A 15,983-nucleotide genomic window follows, 5' to 3' on the forward strand; every position below is an offset into this window, starting at 1 on the left:
CGACACCGCACCCCGAACACAACGCCGGGCCACACACTTCCGCACTCTGTGTTCAGCCACCGCATGACCCACCCAACATCACCAGCAGAGTCACGGCATTGCCTCTAAGCGCTGTTTGCAGCCTGCGGTGGACTTGGGCAGCTGGGCGGCGTAGCCGTGGACGGCTTCGTGGTAGGCGCGGAGACGGGAGGCAGTGCCGGCTATGGATTCCAGGGGGCGGCAGCGCGACGAGTGGGGGCGCACCCGGGCCGCCTCCAAGTCCTTACAATAATCTGACAGGCCCGGGAAACATACCTGCCAGGTGTGCCTCCCAAGCGACTCTGGTCTCGCGTGGCGTAGGGAAGCTGCCGCCGCGGAACAGCGCCCCGGAGCCTACTCCGGGGCGCGCCGCCGCCTTCACGCTGGCGCCAGCCGAATGTCGCGGGTGACAGTGCAGTTGAGTCGCCACCTGCGCGGTCATTACTCCTGGCCGTGGCCGGCCCGGCGAGTGCTGCGACGGACGAGACGGCACATGCGCCACCGTCAGGGGCCCATGTGGACATACCCGATTAGGGTTCCTGGCGCTTCGTCGTGGCCGACTCCTCGGGCGCCCGGCTCGCCGCGGGCGCAGCCCGCGACGTACCCGGACCGCACGGCGATGTATGCCGGGCCGACGGCGCCCACGGACGTGGCCGTCCGCGTCTCGAACAGCGGCGCGGTGAGCGCCCTGGTCGCCTCAAGAACGCCGACGTGCCCAGGGAGTACCGTTTCCCGCTCAAGCTCCCCGAGGGCAGTGCGGTGGTCAACGCCGACGGCGGGCTGACCGTCGCCGACAAGGCCGGGCCGCCTGGTCGGAGCGTTCGCCGCACCCTGGGCCTTCGACGCGAACGGTACGCCGGTCCAGACGAGTTACCGCTTGGAGGGAGGTGAACTCATCCAGACGATCCAGGTCACCGACACCTGGAGCGGTTCGGCGTCAGCGGTCGCCGGTGATCGGTTGCCGGTCGTAGCACACGGGGTCGGGGTCCGCGCTCGTGGCCTGCCGCCCTTGATCTCCACACGCGCGTAGGGCCACATGCCTCGTGGCCGGTGATGGGCTGCTGTCAGTTGGCAGCCGCGTTCATCACCAGGGGACGTTGGCCCAGATCACGGTCAGAGCCGCTGCACTGAGGGCAGCACGGACCACGGCGGCCATGGGACGGACCATTCGCCCTCCGATCTGCGGCATACAGCGTGGGACGGCTTCACCCCACGGCCGCACCAGGCGTCAGGAAGGCGACCAACTCGCAGAGCACGCTGAGCGTCAGCATCCACGCCTTGGCCCCCGAACGTATCGAAGGGCCCGAAGCCCGTCTCTGTGTAACCGGCGGGAATCCGAACACCATCGCGATGCGCCACGGCGGTGACGTCGAACGGCACCCCGACCGGCCGCACGGTGAACCCCGGAACGACCTTGGTCGCCCGGCCTTCCAGCTCGGTTCTGGCGGGCGACGTCGTGTTCGGCACGGTGAGCTGATCGTCCGTAGGGAAAACCCTGGAGGAACGAGCACGCCCTTGTCCCGGCCGCCCCGAGGCGTTTCACTGGGCGCATCCCCCACAGGAGAACACCCAAGCTCACCTGCAGAAGGGTTCGTTCTTTTGTCAGCCATACGCGTCACCGCCGTCACCGCGGCGGCCTGTGCGGCCGTGCTCGCCACGGCGATGCCTTCCTCGGCCATCAACTCGTACAACGCTGTGTCCGCCCCCGAACGCACCGAGGTCGGCGCGCTCGTGGCCACCTGGGACAACGACGGCGACCCCGCGACCCCGGACCGGGTCGACTGGGTCTGCTCCGGCACCATGATCGACGCGGACACCTTCCTGACCGCCGCGCACTGCACCACCGACTGGCCCGACAACGTGAAGTTCTACGTGTCGCTCGACCAGGACGTGCAGGCCGGCCTCGACGCCGCCGCCAAGAAGTACCCCGGCGACCCGGCAGCCCAGGCGAGGGCCGTCGCCGTCCAGGGCACCGCCCACAGCCACCCCGGCTTCCCCGGGCCCGCATCCGACACCCACGACATCTCGGTGGTCGAACTGCCCGCCTCGAAGGTGAAGGCCCGCTGGGCCTTCACCCCAGCCGCCCTGCCCACCACGAACCAGTTCGGCGCACTCGGCCCACAGGGTCTGAACGCCACCGACTGGTTCGTCGCCGGATACGGCACCCAGGAAGCCGCCAACGGCCCCGGCGGGCAGACCCACCCCGGCGGCGGCGTACGCACGAAGGCGCCCGTCACCTTCGACGCCCTCAACGACTCCTGGGTACGCCTGGCGATGACCGCTCCGCAGGGCAACGGCGGTGCCTGCTATGGCGACTCGGGCGGCCCCAACTTCGCGGTGATCGGCGGCAAGAACGTCCTGGCCTCCACCACCATCACCGGTGACACCCCGTGCTACGCGACGAACGTGACGTACCGCCTGGACACCCCCGGCGCCCGCGCCTTCCTGTCGCCATTCGCGAAACTCCCATAGCCCGCGCCGACCCGTCGCCCGCCCGGTACACAAGGTGCTGGGCGGCGGGCAGTAGGCGATGAGGTTCGAAGGAGTGGTGGTCTCCGGGCCCGGTGTGTCCCACCATGCCTGGGCGAACATCCGCGCCCATCAGGGCGGCGCCGCCGCATGAACCTGACGGCAGTCCTGGATCACACCGCTCTGGCTGCCCTGTTCCGTGCGGATCCCTTCTTCCCGGCCTCTACATCGAGGCCTCGCGCCGCACTGGCCGGGTCATCATCCCATCGCTGTCCATGCTGGCTGCCGAGCGGCACGTTGCCGGCACGGGCAAGCATGCAGCGTCCCTACGGTTCGCGGAGAATGTGCCGTTCACCGCGGCGGACGCGGTGGATGCGATGGACTGGAGAAACCTTGACCAGCCGGTGGCGCACGCAGCGGCGATCGCCTGGCAGGCAGTGAAGGCCGGGGGAACCACTCACTGTCTTGTCGCTGGAATCCGAGCTGTCTGTCGGCACTGGCCCTACTCCGCTGAACCCCACCTGACCTCCTGAACTGCGGCCTGGCGAGTCTGCCGCCAGGCCGACTACGTGACCGCAGCCGCCACGGACGCCGGACCGCCCTGCCCGATCGGGCGCTGATGCCCCCTTTGCCGCTACTGAGCGCCGCTGAGACGACTTTGGCGGCGGTGACCAAGGTGCGCGCCATCGTTGGAGGACTGCTGGCTCGCTGTCGATCCACTGGGCGTTGGACGCTTGTGTCAGAGGCAGGTCGGCCGTGAAGTGGGCGATGTCGACGTGGTAGGCGTAGTCGCCGTTTCGCATCAGTTCCCGCAGGCGGGCGATGGTGGCGTGTACCTGCTCGTGTGCGCCCCGGACGGCGTGGTGAAGGCCAGGGCGAGTTCGAGGATGAGTTTGGCGACGGCGACGCCTGCGAGGCGGATGTCGGTCCGGAGTCGTTCGGTGCGGTCTTCGATGTCGGGAGTGGTGCTGGCGTCGCGGATGAGTTCGGCGGCCTGGACCGTGGCGGTGGTGACGCGCAGGGCGAGGCCCACCAGGATCTGGTGGGCGATCTCGTCAGTGGCTTCATCGGTGCGGCTGCCCCCATCCCCGCGCCGATGTTGACTAACCGCGTGTGTTCATCCGCCTCGGGGCGGAGGCCACCCGCGCCCGGGCCGCCGCCAGCTGTGGGCGGCGTTCCCGATGCCACCAGTGGCGATCCGTACGCCTTCGCCGACCGCTTCCTCTGCCGCTGCCCGCCGCCGGGCAAACGGATGGAGGCGGCGATCGAGGCGGGGAGCAAGGCAGGCGGCATGAACCGGGCTTCGGATTTCCGTTGCTGTGAGTCCCTTGTGCGCTGGGCTCTTCGGCGGCATTCTCACTGGTTGGCGCATGTCAGGAACACGCCATTCTGGCACGCCTCACGGGCCCCATCCCGCAGGGCCTTCCGCTTCCCAAGAGGAGGACAAGTGAGGACCAAGCGCACCTTACTATTCGCCGTTGCCGCAGGTCTCGTTGCCGCCACCCTGGCGGGAGCACCCACCGCCGGTGCCGCGGGCACCCCGGTTCGTGGCGCGACGCAGCTGGCCCGCGTTTCGGACAACATCGCCCAGGCTGGTGTCGACGGCACCGCCTGGTACGTGGCCCAGGCGTCTGGACACGTCGTCGTCACCGCCGACAGCACGGTCACCAAGACCGGAATCGCCCGCATCGAGAAGGCCGCCGGCGGCGACCCGGGCGCGGTGCATATCCGGCATGCCGACGGTGTCTTCCGGCCGCTACTGAGCTCCGGCGACGCCATTTACGGCGGCCAGTACCGTTGTTCGCTGGGGTTCAACGTGGTCAGCGGCAGCACGTACTACTTCCTCACCGCGGGCCACTGCGGCAAGGTCGCCAAGACCTGGTACACCAACCAGGCCCACACCACCCTCATCGGCCCGACCATCGGCTACGACTTCCCCGGCAACGACTACGCCCTGGTCCGCTACGACAACACCACCCTCAGCCACCCCGGTGGCTATGCCACGGCGAACGCCTACGTCGGCGAAAACGTCAAGCGCACCGGTTCCACCTCCGGCACCCACAGCGGCACGGTGACCGCGCTCAACGTCAGCGTCCGCTACCAGGGCGGCGGCACGGTCAGCGGCATGATCCAGACCACCGTCTGCGCCGAGCCCGGCGACTCCGGCGGCCCCCTCTACGACGGGACCAAGGCACTCGGCATCACCTCCGGTGGCAGCGGCGACTGTACCACCGGCGGCACGACGTTCTACCAGCCGGTTCCCGAGGCGCTCAGCGCCTACCGCGTCAGCATCTACTAGACAGCACCGCGCCAGCATCTCTCGAGCATGACCGTCGAGCCGCCCTCTCGTGAAAGCTGAACGCGCGTGGGCGGCTCGACGGTTTCACCGCAGAAGCGCCGGGGCCCGGAACCGATGGGAGCGGCTCGGCCCCTGCGCCTGACCGTAGCCGCAGGCGCAGGCGGCGGCGAGAAGACGGCCCATCATGCTGCGGGATGACACACCTGCCCCACCAGGCCGGCGAAGGCCTCCAGGGACCGCCTTCCGGCAGTACAGCGGTGGCCGCGCTCATGCGGCTCGACCCCACACGGCCGTGCCCGGGCGACCCGCGCGCCGACCATTGACGGACAGCACCGTCGCGTGCGCCGTGGTGGCGAGGTGCGCGCGGCCGGAGTGCTTGCCGTCGTAGAGGGCGGCATCGGCGGCCCGCTGCAGCTGTGTCAGGTCGCGGGAGCCGATCACGTCCGGCGTCGCGGCGCCGACCGAGGCGGCGACGTCAACAGTGCGGCCGTCGTCCGGGACGACCGGCGTGTGCAGCATCCGCACCAGCTGCTGAAGGCGGGGCGTGCGGCGGCCGGCGGGCAGCTCCAGAACCACGGCGAACCGTTGACTGAACTAACTACAGCATTTTCACTGGTCAGATAGCCTTTCTGCTAGCATCCGTGGATGCTTGAACGTGATCCCGAGAGGGACTCAAGCCGTGTCCTATGTGGTGAGGCGGACGTTGACCCGGTATGGGGCGGGGAACGTGGAGTTGGATCGTGCCGGACGGGCTGTGGGAGATCGTCAAGCCGCTGATCCCGGAGCAACAGGCACGGCCGCAGGGCGGCGGAACAATCGACACTCCTGATGAGACGCTGTTCGCAGCCATCATCTACGTGCTGGTCAGCGGCTGTTCCTGGCGGGCACTGCCGCCCTGCTTCGGCATCTCGAAGTCCACCGCCCACCGCCGGTTCCTCATCTGGTCCAGAGCCGGCGTATGGGGCCGCCTGCATGAAACGGTCCTGCACCGGCTCGACGACGCCAGCCTCATCGACGTCACCCGCGTCGTCCTCGACACCGCCCATGTCAGGGCGAAAGAAGGGGCGAACACACAGGTCCGAGCCCCGTAGACCGGGGTAAACCGGGCTCCAAGATGCACGTCCTGTCGGACGCGAACGGACTGCCCCTCCTCGTCGGCGTCTCAGCCGGCAACACCCACGACAGGATCGAGCACACCATCGCCAACGAGGCCCGCTACACCCTCTTCCACCACGGCCGTGGCCAGATGCTCGACCACATGCTCGTCACACGCAACCTCCTGGCCCACTACCGCGGCTCAGAGATCCACAACGAACTCCTCCACGACGAATCCCTCGCCTTCGCCACGGACGACAGGTACCCCGAGTCCGACCACGCCCCCGTCGTCGCCACCTTCGACTTCGACTGACCTACCGGCGATGGATGAGCCATGCCGCCCGCGGGCACCTCACCGCCCGACCCCCGCGGATCCGCGGGCAGTGCATTCAAGAACTGGTGGATACTGACCAATTCGGTTGGGGCACGGTGCCAACTGGACTGCTCAGTCGCATGGGTGTGGTCGGGTAGCCGGGTCACCTTGCCGTGACCCGGCTCTGGATCACGCCTGGTTCTGGAGGCGTCATCCGACGAGGGTGCGCAGCGCTGGGATGCTGCCGCCAGTGCTGACCAGACCGGCGGGCACCGCCGCGGCGGTGCCCGCCCGCACCTCGTCGATCACATACTCGACCGCCAGATCCGCAACGCCCAGTGGTGGCGAAGCCACCTCGCGCACCCGAGTCCCCGTGTTGCCGACGACGGTCAGATCACCGAGCGCGTTCGCCGGTCCGTGCGGGAGCACGCCCACACAGCGGCGAACCGCACGATCTTCGCGGAAGCCCCTGCGCTGACCTCACACTCCGAGGATGACCGCGCCAGGGCTTGACCACGCCATACTGGTTGCGTGACTGAGCACCGCACCCCGGCTGACGCCCGGTGGTCCCACCTGGCTGACCGGCTCCCGGACAGCCTCGAGGACCTGTCCGGGCCCGTCTCCGGGAGTGTCGAGCTTCCCCTGCACCTGGCGTGGTCCGGCCTGACCCGCTTCAGCCTCGAGGACGAGCAGCTGCTGCTCGGCCTGTACCGCATCGTGCTCACCAACGGGCTGCGCGAGGACCTGACCGCGTACCTCAACGCCGACCTCCTGATGCGGCACTGGCCGCGGCTGCGCATCGCGCTGGGCAAGCCCGTACGCACGTGTTGGGAACAGCGTTTCCCCCAGCTGGCGGCCGCCGCCGCGGCATGAAGCTTCGACCTGCACCGGCGGCTGCTGACCGACGCCCTCACCTGCGGTACCGCCTACGGTTCGTTCTGGCCGGCGGCTATGCGATCCAGGCCCACGATCTCGTCTCGCGCGTCAGCCAGGACCTCGATCTGGCAACGAACACAGCTGCGGGCATGGACGAAATCGTCCAAGCACTCGCCGCTGGTCTCCGGGACAGCGGGTGGGGCATCAGCATCACCGAGATCGCCCCGCGCATGGCCGCCTGATCGCCACGGACCCCGTGACCGGCGACCAGTGCGAGCTCGACATCCTCAAAGAGATCTTCCACAAGCCACCCGCCGACACCGGCGCCGGACCGGTCCTTGCCCGCGACGACGCCGTGGGCCTGAAGGTCCGTGCACTGCACGACCGCGGCTTCCCCCGCGACGTGATCGACGTCTACAGCGCCCGCGACCTGTACACCACCGGGGAGCTCGAGCGACTGGGCGCCCAGCATGACGAAGCGTTCGACCTCGAGGAACTCCACGGCCGGCTTGAGGCGGTCGACTTCACCTCCGACCGTGAGTACGCCGCATACGGGATGAGCCCCGGCCAGATCACCGACCTGCGGGCGTGGGTGCAGCAGTGGCTGGACGACCTCGGGCTGCGGCTTGCCGAGCCCTACGACGACAGCGACTGAAAGTCCGCCGACGCACGACGGCGGCCCCTGTGGCTCTGCCCTGCACTCCTCACCCGGCCGACGTAGCAAGCGAGCGCCCTTCGGGCCCGGGCTCTAGGGTCACAGACGCCTCGCGTTTGTGACAGGACGTCAAGGCCGACCCCGCGCCCCCTGCCGGGGCCGTCCACCCGACGGGGCCGTCCACTGATACAGACGACATACCGCAGTGATCACCACCCGTCGGCCCCCACGACACCACGCTTTGAAGGTCAGTAACCGACAAGAAGAGCAACGACGAAAGGCACGATGCCGGTCAAGAGGGCCAGCACCATGGACGCCAGCGTCTGGCTGTTCACCATGCCGAGCGGCCCGCTGCTGACGTCCTTGAAAAGTCCGTGCACCTTTTGAACGTCCTCGGTGTACTCACGCGGGTGTACGGGAGGACGACGTGGCATGGCGGAATTGAGCCGGCGGAGCGTCGAGATGCGCCGCTCCGCGACAGCCAGCGAAAGTCGCCAGTGAGAATACAGAACTAAGAGGACCAGGGCGGCCATCAGGGTCACGGCGGTGATCCACTTCACCGTTATCAGCAATCCGTTGTCGGGTGCGATCCGGGAAAGTTGGATCACCGGTACAAACGACACGGTCAGCCCGATCGCGGACCAGGCGGTGACCACTCTGTACCAGCGGGCCAGATTCTCCATTCCGGGCGTGCTGGCCGGGGCGGCCCACCAGAGCGACAGGCAGCCGGTGACGGTGATGACTCGGGAGAGCTTGGCCGCCCGCAGAATCCAGTAAAGGCAGTTCGCCCCCGCGGCTCCGGTCATGGCCACAGCGGAATAAATGGCGGCCATGACGACCTTCTGGCCGGTGAACACATGTGCCTTGGTCAACAGGAACACTGCTGCCATGGCGACCACCGCGCCACCCGCCATGTACCGTAACTGCCGTGCGGGCGCTATTCCACGGTCGATCCATTCATGGAACCGGAGTCGCCCTCGTGCCGTCAACATTTCGTCCACGCTGTGGATTATGTAATTGAGCACTCGGCAGCCCGACCATTGACAAATGACGACCACCAGATTCAGCGTCGAGTAGTACAGCAGCCAGGGAAAGATACCACCGTGGACCAGGAGGGACGGGTTTCGTATCCGTAACCCGGCGACGGCGATCGGCGGTGAATAGCTGACGGCAATGAACAGAGCTCCCACTTTTCGGTTCCAGAAATTGCGTGACCCTGCCGCACGCACCCCGAACAAGCGGAGAATCATGACCCGGGAGATGTCCGTGGGAAGTCGCTCGCGCAGTCGCGGGGGCGCCGTGGTGGACATGATCGCTAACCTCCGTGAGGGCGGGCCACGCAGTGATTGCAGCGCATCCCGGCCACCCTCGTAAAGAGCGGCGCGGCCTGGGCCCCGCACGCACGGTCCGGAGTCGGCGAACGGCGGCCGCCACCAGGACCTGGACCAGGCCGCCGACGACCAGGTCGCGCCGCTGGAGCTGAGCGAGCAGGAGCGGGATGCCCTGCGTGCCACCGCCAGGGGCCAGCTCATGCGGGGCGAGACGGGCCTGATCACCGGGGCTGTCAACGTCATGGGCCGCGAGGCCGGAGAGCGCATCTACGGCCGCAGCTCGCTCATGACCATCACCCGCTGGTAGGAGGCCCAGATGACCGACGCCATCACCCCCACCGAGCGGGCCAGCATGGACGGCCCGGAGCTGTCCGGTGTCGACCTCGCGCGGGTCGCGCTGCACACCGCCCGCGAGGCCGCCCGCAAGCGCGGCGACACCGGGGCCCGGACGCCGCGCCGCCGCCCCGAACGATGCGTTGTGAAGCGCGACGGCCGCGAGCCGAGCGGGTTCGCCGCCGTGCTCCAGGGCCTGATGGCGGAGCGGGCCTGGGCCATTCTGGCTGCCGGCGGCAGCGTCCTGGACCGCTGGCCGGACATCGCGGCCGCCGTCTCGCCCCAACTGCCCGACCACGTCCAGGCCGTGGCGTTCCACCCGGCCAGCGGGCAGCTGGACCTGCGCCCGGACTCGCCCGCCTACGCCACCCAGCTGCAGCAGATCAGCACCCGGATCATTGCCGCCGCGAACCAGGAGGCCGCCACCGACGCTGTCCGCACCATCCGAGTCCTGGCCGTCGGCGCCGCGCCCGCGCCCCGTGCGGCGGAGCCCGCCCCGCAGACCGCGGCCGCGCCCCGGGCGCCAGCGAAGACCCGCGACACCGCCTCTCCCGGCTACCAGCAGGCGTTAGCCGCGCACTTGGCCGTCGCCCCCGACAGGTGCGTGGACCCCGGCATCGGGGAGGCCGTGGAGCGGCAGACCAGGGCGATGCGCGCGCTGAGCTGCCGGGCGTTCCCGGAGCCGGAAACGTACTCGGACGACCAGCCAGCCCCGATCGAGGCGGCTCGGATCCGGCGCCGCCGCGAGTCCGAGGCCACTCGTGCCCGGGTACTGCGCCGGGCCCGGGAGGAACATGCTGCCCGGCAGGAACAGGCGACGGCAGCACATCACGGCCTGCCAACGCGTCGGATGGCTGGTCCCCCGCGAAGGGTCGTCCCAAGCGCCACCCCGCTCCAGCCGAGCGAGGAAAGAGCCGCGACTTCGCGAGGTTGAAGCAGAGGCCCGGCGGCTGCGGACTGAACTGGCCCGCAGTGGGGACTGAGGCATCGCGGAGACCGATGCTGTCCTGGGTGACAGCAGACGGAAGCGGCCAGACGCAAAGTTGAACCCCTGGCCCTGCACCTGCCGAGACGATTATCCGATCATGCGGAACCCGCGTTGGGCGGCTGTGGCACTCTGGGTCTGGCCGGGCCCGCCACTTTCCCCCGTAGCGGCGGGCCCGGCCCCTGCTCAGAGGACGAAGGCGACAGTGATGGACGGTCGGGCAGGCGGCGGTTCGTTCAGAGACGGCGGTTTGCCCGGCGGGGTGATGGTGAGCTGGTAGCTGGTTGTGTCGGCGACCCAGGTGGGGGGATCGACATCACGCCGTGCCCCAACGGCGTTCAGCCGTATCACGCAGTGCATTGTCACGGCGCCCGGCTGCCGCTGCCACGGGGCAGACGCTCCTTCGACCCGCCTGTCCCACATGAATCACGCAGTGTCCTCATCGTGGCCAAAACCAATCAAATTGGTGTGCAGTTCGCGTGACCCTCGTGCTTGTATGACATGGACGCGACGGGGGATGCGTGAGTTGTCCGGTGTGCCCCCGTCCGCTCAACCAAAACAGGGGGTACAACTTGAGATTGAGGAAACTGCTGTCCGCCGGGGCGGTTGCGCTGGGGCTGCTGGGCGGCTCCCTGACCACTGCGCAGGCTTCCACGGACGCCTCGTTATCCGTGCCCGCGCAGGCGGCCATCACGCCGACGACGGCTACTGCCCAGGCGAAGGCCGCCTGTGACGCCCGACTGCAGGCCGCACGCGACGCCGGAAGCACCAAGCCGGTGGCCTGCGTCACCTGGGGGACGAAAGCCTCCGCCGCAGACCGCCGTGCGGCCATCAGCGCATGGCCCACGCCGAACTGGTGCGACGACCACGGCGCCAACAACACCTGGTACGTGACCCGGTTCAAGGCCTGCGGCGTCTTCTCCGGCGACCTGACCGTGACGGACCCCCGCTCCGGTCGGGTGACTGGCAAGATGCATTACCTGATCGTCGGCTACGCGTACAGCAAGTACGACATCAACGCATGGGCGTACCAGGTCGAAATCCTGCAGGTCAATGCCTCGGGCGACGCTGTGGGCAGCAGTGCGAACGGGAAGGGCACCTGCGCGGGGAAGTGCAAGGTCACCGAAACCAAGTTCCCGTCCCAGGCGCTGAGCCAGGACAAGGAGGCTGTCGGGCAGTTCTTCTTCGACACCACCATCCGCACCCGTCCAAAGGGCGACAGGGGCGAGGGCCAGGGAACGGCCAACTGGAACTTCACCAACCCCAGGTGGGCCGGACCGTCGACCACCTCGACGCTGGCCCAGCCGCCCGTCCGGTGCGACAACGCCCTCCCGGGCACATCCAGGATCGGCTGTGTCATGCCGTACATCCCGGAGATGGTTTACGCCAAGAGCGGGGAGTACCCGGAGCTCGCCAAGCACATCGAGTACGCGCAGAACACCAAGCACCTGCCGGGCAAGCACGGCACCAGGAAGTACCTGACGCGTCTCACCGACAAGGCGAAGATCAAGAAGAACCGGAACAAGGCGTGCCCGTCCAGCCGTCACCGGCCCCCGGGCAAGCAGTGCGACGAGTACCCGTTCGCTTCCACCTGGCAGGGTGCCTCCACCGGGGGCGGCCACTTCAGCTGGCGCATGATCAACGCCGGGCAGAACGAGGAGGGCGGTAAGGCCCTCGGCCGTTTCTACCTCTACAACCGGATCCTGGAGAAGGATAAGTTCCTCGTCTGGATCAAGCCCTAACCAGCCTCCGATCATCCGGGAACACGCCATGAGCGATCAGGCCGAGCACGGGCACGGTCCCGTGCCCGTGCAATACCACCAGTTTCAAATCAACGACGAGGACGGTCCCGCCGGCCCCGATCTGCCCCGCGGCCACAACGGACTGATCGAGGTGCAGGACGGCATCGCCACGGTCCACACCGGCATCCACACCGGGGACGTCGACGTCACCGTCACCTTGCACACCGACGTCCCCCAGCCCGGGGACGCCGGGTGGGACGAGATCGTCGAACTGTCACTGCACTCGCTGTCGGGAGAGCTGATGGTGCGAGGCCTGATGGACGACCTGGACGAGGAGTTGCCGGTGCTGTCCTTCGACGGACCCGGCGACTACCGGCTGCGCATCCATGCCCGCGGCCGGGACACCGCCATCGACCTCGCCCCGGACGAGATCACGGAGTGGTACCTCATCCAGGTGTGGCCCGCGCCGCCCCAGGAGGCAGCGGTGCTCCGCCAGACCGACAGCTACGGGTCCTCCGTCCGGGAGGGTTGACCGGCGCCGTCATGGCTGCTGCCCGTCTGCCTGCAGTTGGTGGACGGGCAGCACTCTTCTCTAGGGCCAGCGGTCGGCGGCCGCCCTTCCCAGTCAGGTGGATTTTGCAGGTCAGGCCACCTCGGGAGCGGCCCAGTCCCTCGTCGGAGCGGTGCTGCCGAGGGATCGATCTTCGTTTCGGGATCCGGGGCGCCCTGCGCGGTGCTCCAGCGGCGTGTTGGTGGGCCCGACACACGGTGGAGTGCACGCTGACCATGCTCCAGTCGATCCGCCCCTCGGCGTCGGCATCCGCCAGGACAGCCTTGTCGGCGTACACCTCGAAGTGCTCAGCCGCGTACAGATGAACGTACCCAGCCGGGTGCCGCCTCAGACGGAGCGCGTGGACCCGACGCGTTGTGCTGGGGGCCTGGCAGTAGATCGGTAGCACCAGAAACCTGCGTGACGAAGCCACGAGCCTTTGGCATGATCGCTCAGTTGTCCTGTCCTGCCCGGTTCTGGAGGAACACCACGGCCATCAACTACGATCTCGCGCCGGCCTGGCTGCCGTGGTCTGCCGTCGATCCCAACCGCATTGCCTTCGCCTGGGACGAAGCGGAGGCATCTGAGATCACCACAGTGATTGCCTCGATGGTGCCTTCTGACGGGGCCGGGCGGGAAGAGAGGCATCGCTTCACCACTGAGGTAACGGCGCTCCTGGCGGCCCGATACGGCCGGTGGGCCTGCGGATGGCATTGGGCGGTCGGCGAGGGGGGAGGTGGTGGCGTCGTCACCAGCTGGTGCTGCACCTCCCACTCCGTGGGCGGGCCCGCAGCAACGGCTGCCAACGTGGTCGCGTCGCTGCTGGAGTGGCGTGACTGGCTGGAGGAGCTGGAGGAGCGGTTCGAGCAGTTGGCCCCGCCCGCCGGAGCGGATGCCGAGGAACGCAGCTGGCACCTGGAACGGGCAGCTACCCGACTCGTGACTGTGGTCGTGGACCGCACCGGTGCCGAATGTGGCTGGTACGGGCTCTGCCGCACGGTGTTGACGTGGTTCCTCTCTTTCACAGGCATGGGGCCGGAAGGTGCGAAGAACGCGGTCGACACCGCGATCGGTGGTCGGTTCAAGAGCTGGACCGTGCCGTCGCGGACCCTGATCGACGCGGTGGGAGAGGAGCTTGCCGTAGATCTGACCGGAGTGCAGCCCTACCGTGACCACTGACGCCTTGGCTGCCTGGCTCCAGGTCAGGAGCCAGGTCGACTGGAGTTCCGCGGCCGGATGGATACCGGACCCGGTCGAGCCCGTCGTGGACGGCCTTGCTACCTGGTGCGGTGAGGGGGGCCGTTCCTCGGACCTCGTCCGCGGCCATCGATTGCTCGCGGCGCTGGCTCGGTCGCGTATAGACGCCTCCCACAGGCACCCCCTCACCTGCACGCTTCTAACCGGATGGCAGCAGCTGGTCCTCGGCATGCCTGAGGTCCAGTTCCGACAAGGCGACGCCTTCGCCAAGGGCGGCCGCGAACGCTACGCCCTGACGTCGCACACCGAGCGCGACTTCGAACAATGCCTGCGTGATAGCGCCGATCGGCGAGTCCCCCTGGCCTCCCGCGCGGCCAGGGCCTATCTGGACGTGATCTTCTTTCACCCCTTCCCGGACGGTAACGCCCGCCTCGCCATGCTCACCCTCGCCTACGTCCTGGAGTCGGAGGGAGTCCGACTGGATCAGGTCGGCCCCTTGCAGACCACGCGCTATGCGGACGACGCCGCCGGGGCGGCAGACCTGGCTGCCCTGGTCTTCATCCTCATCCGCTCGACCCGCCAACGGGCCACCCGGTTCCGTCACTGAGGGGGCAACCTTCCTCCGGGTTCTCTTGATCAGTTCCACCGGGAGGTGAGCATGTATGTCCGTACACGGCTGAGCACGTTCACGTGTACGCCGACACCGAGTGGACCGAAGAAGCCATCCAGCGGATCACCACCGAGAACACCACCCTCAAACAAAGGGTCCGCCAGCTGACCGCTGACTACCGCACCCTCGACGAGCGGCTCAAAGCTGCCCGATCCAACATCCGATTCCAGGACCGCCGCGTCGCCGACCTCGAAGCCCAACTCCTTGACCCACCCGTCGGAAAGTAGCCCAGCAACACCCCGGCGGAGGGGCCCGATTACCCATCAGGTGACCGGGCCCCTCGGCCGGGACCAGAGCGATCGACGGTTGGCCAGCCGGGCCGCCCGACGCAAGACGGCTTCTGCACGGGGGTGTTCCCAGGCAAGGCTCGGTCGTTCGGGCCGTCGCCGGCAATACGCGCAATCAGGTTCACTGCAGACGCCTTCACGCCATTCGTCGCACGCCACACACAGCGCTGCGTCAAACCGTTCGCAGTAGTCCTGCCTGGTGCCGCACCGCAGGCATGATCCTGACTCCGGCCGGACGGCGGAGGGGCGCTTACGAGGCATCCCCCTGTCCGAGGTTCAGCATCTCCGCATCCACCATGGCTGAGAAGGATCGCCGTAGGAGTCCACGATCGTGCGGGACCAGTAGACCTCGTCAAGCGGATGCACCAGCCGTCGGAGCTCCCGCGACGCACCTGTCGGCAGCCCGCAGAGGGCCTGCTCCAGTATCTGTCGTGGATGGGCGTCAGAGGGACAGCACGCTTCAACTCCGCAACCACGGGCCTGTGGATCTGTCAGCCTACGGGCCGGCCCGTGAACGGTGCCGACCCACCGAGCCATCGCGTCGGCGATGGCCCCTGGCCACAAATGTGAATCCTCGAATGTGGCAATCTCGCTCTGTGCGCGCGCCGAGACCCCAGAAACGATCTTCCTGCTGTGCTCCGGGCGGAGCCTGCGCGACAGCTTGGCGCGCACCTGGCCTGGCCGTCTACGCGCCATAGGCCTTTCGTTGGTTCGTCATGGACGACATCCTCCCAGAGTGAGGCCATTCCGATCAATGCAGCCCCGACCGTCTGGCCTGTCCGCTGCCCGAGGGGCAGACTTCCCGACCTCTCTTGATCTCCCGTCGATTACATGTACGCTACGTATCACCGCAGGTCGAAGGCCATCTATGGACTCCCGCGGTCGGTAAAAGCGGACACGATCCAGGTCGCGATCACGTGTTCCATCTCGGCGAGCGTTAGCACCGCCTCGCCCTCCGGGTCGGAGCCGCGGTCGGCGACGTCGGTGCCGGTGAACCCCAGCAGGTGCTCGAACAGCATGGTCTTGACCGCGGCGAATGCCCGCTCTGCCGGAGCTTTGTCGGTCGGCCTAAGACGTCATCTCATTTGGCTGGGTAAGCTGCCAGTCGTGGCGAGGATTGTTGAGCGGCTGGTGCCGGACGAGTTGTGGGAGCTGTTCCAGCG

Annotated in this window: 16 protein-coding genes and 2 pseudogenes; 12 read left to right on the forward strand and 6 right to left on the reverse strand. The window is 68.1% G+C overall.

All coding sequences use genetic code 11. The features are described 5' to 3' along the window. Window positions 1-1,617 precede the first annotated feature (1,617 nt). A complete protein-coding gene (locus ACZ4EG_RS45885; protein WP_467794959.1) occupies window positions 1,618-2,490 on the forward strand; it encodes a trypsin-like serine protease in 873 nt (290 codons plus the stop codon). 799 nt (window positions 2,491-3,289) lie between these two features. Here the strand turns inward: ACZ4EG_RS45885 and ACZ4EG_RS45890 are convergent. Beyond that, a complete protein-coding gene (locus ACZ4EG_RS45890; protein ID WP_467794960.1) occupies window positions 3,290-3,520 on the reverse strand; it encodes a hypothetical protein in 231 nt (76 codons plus the stop codon). A gap of 414 nt (window positions 3,521-3,934) precedes the next feature. Here ACZ4EG_RS45890 and ACZ4EG_RS45895 point away from each other — a divergent pair, with 414 nt between their 5' ends. Further along, complete coding sequence (locus tag ACZ4EG_RS45895) at window positions 3,935-4,786, forward strand: S1 family peptidase (RefSeq protein ID WP_467794961.1); 852 nt, start codon at window positions 3,935-3,937, stop codon at window positions 4,784-4,786. A gap of 267 nt (window positions 4,787-5,053) precedes the next feature. Here ACZ4EG_RS45895 and ACZ4EG_RS45900 read toward each other — a convergent pair whose 3' ends face one another. Continuing rightward, window positions 5,054-5,362, reverse strand: a complete 309-nt coding sequence (locus ACZ4EG_RS45900) for a hypothetical protein (protein WP_467794962.1) — start codon at window positions 5,360-5,362, stop codon at window positions 5,054-5,056. A 137-nt stretch (window positions 5,363-5,499) separates the two neighbouring features. Between ACZ4EG_RS45900 and ACZ4EG_RS45905 the strand changes: the two are divergent. Further along, window positions 5,500-6,194 (forward strand): annotated as a pseudogene (locus ACZ4EG_RS45905) (IS5 family transposase). Between the two features lie 210 nt (window positions 6,195-6,404). Here ACZ4EG_RS45905 and ACZ4EG_RS45910 read toward each other — a convergent pair. Next, window positions 6,405-6,623 (reverse strand): hypothetical protein, encoded by a 219-nt coding sequence (locus ACZ4EG_RS45910; RefSeq protein WP_467794963.1) that lies wholly within the window; start codon window positions 6,621-6,623, stop codon window positions 6,405-6,407. A 102-nt stretch (window positions 6,624-6,725) separates the two neighbouring features. On the opposite strand from ACZ4EG_RS45910, the gene ACZ4EG_RS45915 reads away from it, so the two are divergent. Genes ACZ4EG_RS45915 through ACZ4EG_RS45925 form a run of 3 tightly spaced genes read left to right on the forward strand, consistent with a single transcriptional unit; the run spans window position 6,726 to window position 7,725 of the window. After that, the gene (locus tag ACZ4EG_RS45915; RefSeq protein ID WP_467794964.1) at window positions 6,726-7,067 is read left to right on the forward strand and encodes a hypothetical protein; all 342 of its coding nucleotides are present in this window, start codon (window positions 6,726-6,728) and stop codon (window positions 7,065-7,067) included. Next, entirely contained in the window at window positions 7,064-7,312 is a 249-nt protein-coding gene (locus ACZ4EG_RS45920; protein WP_467794965.1) for a nucleotidyl transferase AbiEii/AbiGii toxin family protein, read from the forward strand. The genes ACZ4EG_RS45915 and ACZ4EG_RS45920 overlap by 4 nt, the downstream gene beginning before the upstream one ends. Window positions 7,313-7,326: 14 nt before the next feature. Beyond that, complete coding sequence (locus ACZ4EG_RS45925; RefSeq protein WP_467794966.1) at window positions 7,327-7,725, forward strand: hypothetical protein; 399 nt, start codon at window positions 7,327-7,329, stop codon at window positions 7,723-7,725. 248 nt (window positions 7,726-7,973) lie between these two features. On the opposite strand, the gene ACZ4EG_RS45930 is transcribed toward ACZ4EG_RS45925, so the two are convergent. Continuing rightward, the gene (locus tag ACZ4EG_RS45930) at window positions 7,974-9,035 is read right to left on the reverse strand and encodes a hypothetical protein (protein WP_467794967.1); all 1,062 of its coding nucleotides are present in this window, start codon (window positions 9,033-9,035) and stop codon (window positions 7,974-7,976) included. Window positions 9,036-9,372: 337 nt separating this feature from the next. On the opposite strand from ACZ4EG_RS45930, the gene ACZ4EG_RS45935 reads away from it, so the two are divergent. The 3 genes from ACZ4EG_RS45935 (at window position 9,373) to ACZ4EG_RS45945 (ending at window position 12,648) form a co-directional block, all read left to right on the forward strand. After that, the gene (locus tag ACZ4EG_RS45935) at window positions 9,373-10,323 is read left to right on the forward strand and encodes a DciA family protein (protein ID WP_467794968.1); all 951 of its coding nucleotides are present in this window, start codon (window positions 9,373-9,375) and stop codon (window positions 10,321-10,323) included. Window positions 10,324-10,952: 629 nt separating this feature from the next. Then, window positions 10,953-12,116: a NucA/NucB deoxyribonuclease domain-containing protein gene (locus ACZ4EG_RS45940; RefSeq protein ID WP_467794969.1), complete on the forward strand. Its 1,164-nt coding sequence runs from the start codon at window positions 10,953-10,955 to the stop codon at window positions 12,114-12,116. Between the two features lie 28 nt (window positions 12,117-12,144). After that, the gene (locus ACZ4EG_RS45945) at window positions 12,145-12,648 is read left to right on the forward strand and encodes a hypothetical protein (protein WP_467794970.1); all 504 of its coding nucleotides are present in this window, start codon (window positions 12,145-12,147) and stop codon (window positions 12,646-12,648) included. 64 nt (window positions 12,649-12,712) lie between these two features. Here the strand turns inward: ACZ4EG_RS45945 and ACZ4EG_RS45950 are convergent. Then, window positions 12,713-12,952: pseudogene (locus ACZ4EG_RS45950) on the reverse strand (IS5/IS1182 family transposase); the annotation flags it as partial. 158 nt (window positions 12,953-13,110) lie between these two features. Here ACZ4EG_RS45950 and ACZ4EG_RS45955 point away from each other — a divergent pair. The 3 genes from ACZ4EG_RS45955 (at window position 13,111) to ACZ4EG_RS45965 (ending at window position 14,760) form a co-directional block, all read left to right on the forward strand. Continuing rightward, window positions 13,111-13,845, forward strand: coding sequence for a hypothetical protein (locus ACZ4EG_RS45955; RefSeq protein WP_467794971.1), 735 nt, complete (start codon window positions 13,111-13,113; stop codon window positions 13,843-13,845). A 247-nt stretch (window positions 13,846-14,092) separates the two neighbouring features. Further along, window positions 14,093-14,470: a Fic family protein gene (locus ACZ4EG_RS45960; protein ID WP_467794972.1), complete on the forward strand. Its 378-nt coding sequence runs from the start codon at window positions 14,093-14,095 to the stop codon at window positions 14,468-14,470. Between the two features lie 83 nt (window positions 14,471-14,553). Continuing rightward, entirely contained in the window at window positions 14,554-14,760 is a 207-nt protein-coding gene (locus ACZ4EG_RS45965; protein WP_467794973.1) for a hypothetical protein, read from the forward strand. A gap of 926 nt (window positions 14,761-15,686) precedes the next feature. Here the strand turns inward: ACZ4EG_RS45965 and ACZ4EG_RS45970 are convergent. Then, window positions 15,687-15,839 carry a hypothetical protein gene (locus ACZ4EG_RS45970; RefSeq protein WP_453552779.1) on the reverse strand — a complete coding sequence of 51 codons (153 nt, stop codon included), beginning with the start codon at window positions 15,837-15,839 and terminating at the stop codon, window positions 15,687-15,689. Between the last annotated feature and the right edge of the window lie 144 nt (window positions 15,840-15,983).

This window comes from Streptomyces sp. NPDC025638 (assembly GCF_055558775.1).

What these genes read in the sequence shown, in the direction of transcription:
- ACZ4EG_RS45920 (WP_467794965.1), top strand. Translation starts at nt 7,064, where the DNA reads ATGAAGCTTCGACCTGCACCGGCGGCTGCTGACCGACGCCCTCACCTG.
- ACZ4EG_RS45930 (WP_467794967.1), bottom strand. Translation starts at nt 9,035, where the DNA reads ATGTCCACCACGGCGCCCCCGCGACTGCGCGAGCGACTTCCCACGGAC.
- ACZ4EG_RS45935 (WP_467794968.1), top strand. Translation starts at nt 9,373, where the DNA reads ATGACCGACGCCATCACCCCCACCGAGCGGGCCAGCATGGACGGCCCG.
- ACZ4EG_RS45945 (WP_467794970.1), top strand. Translation starts at nt 12,145, where the DNA reads ATGAGCGATCAGGCCGAGCACGGGCACGGTCCCGTGCCCGTGCAATAC.
- ACZ4EG_RS45955 (WP_467794971.1), top strand. Translation starts at nt 13,111, where the DNA reads ATGATCGCTCAGTTGTCCTGTCCTGCCCGGTTCTGGAGGAACACCACG.
- ACZ4EG_RS45960 (WP_467794972.1), top strand. Translation starts at nt 14,093, where the DNA reads ATGCCTGAGGTCCAGTTCCGACAAGGCGACGCCTTCGCCAAGGGCGGC.
- ACZ4EG_RS45970 (WP_453552779.1), bottom strand. Translation starts at nt 15,839, where the DNA reads ATGCTGTTCGAGCACCTGCTGGGGTTCACCGGCACCGACGTCGCCGAC.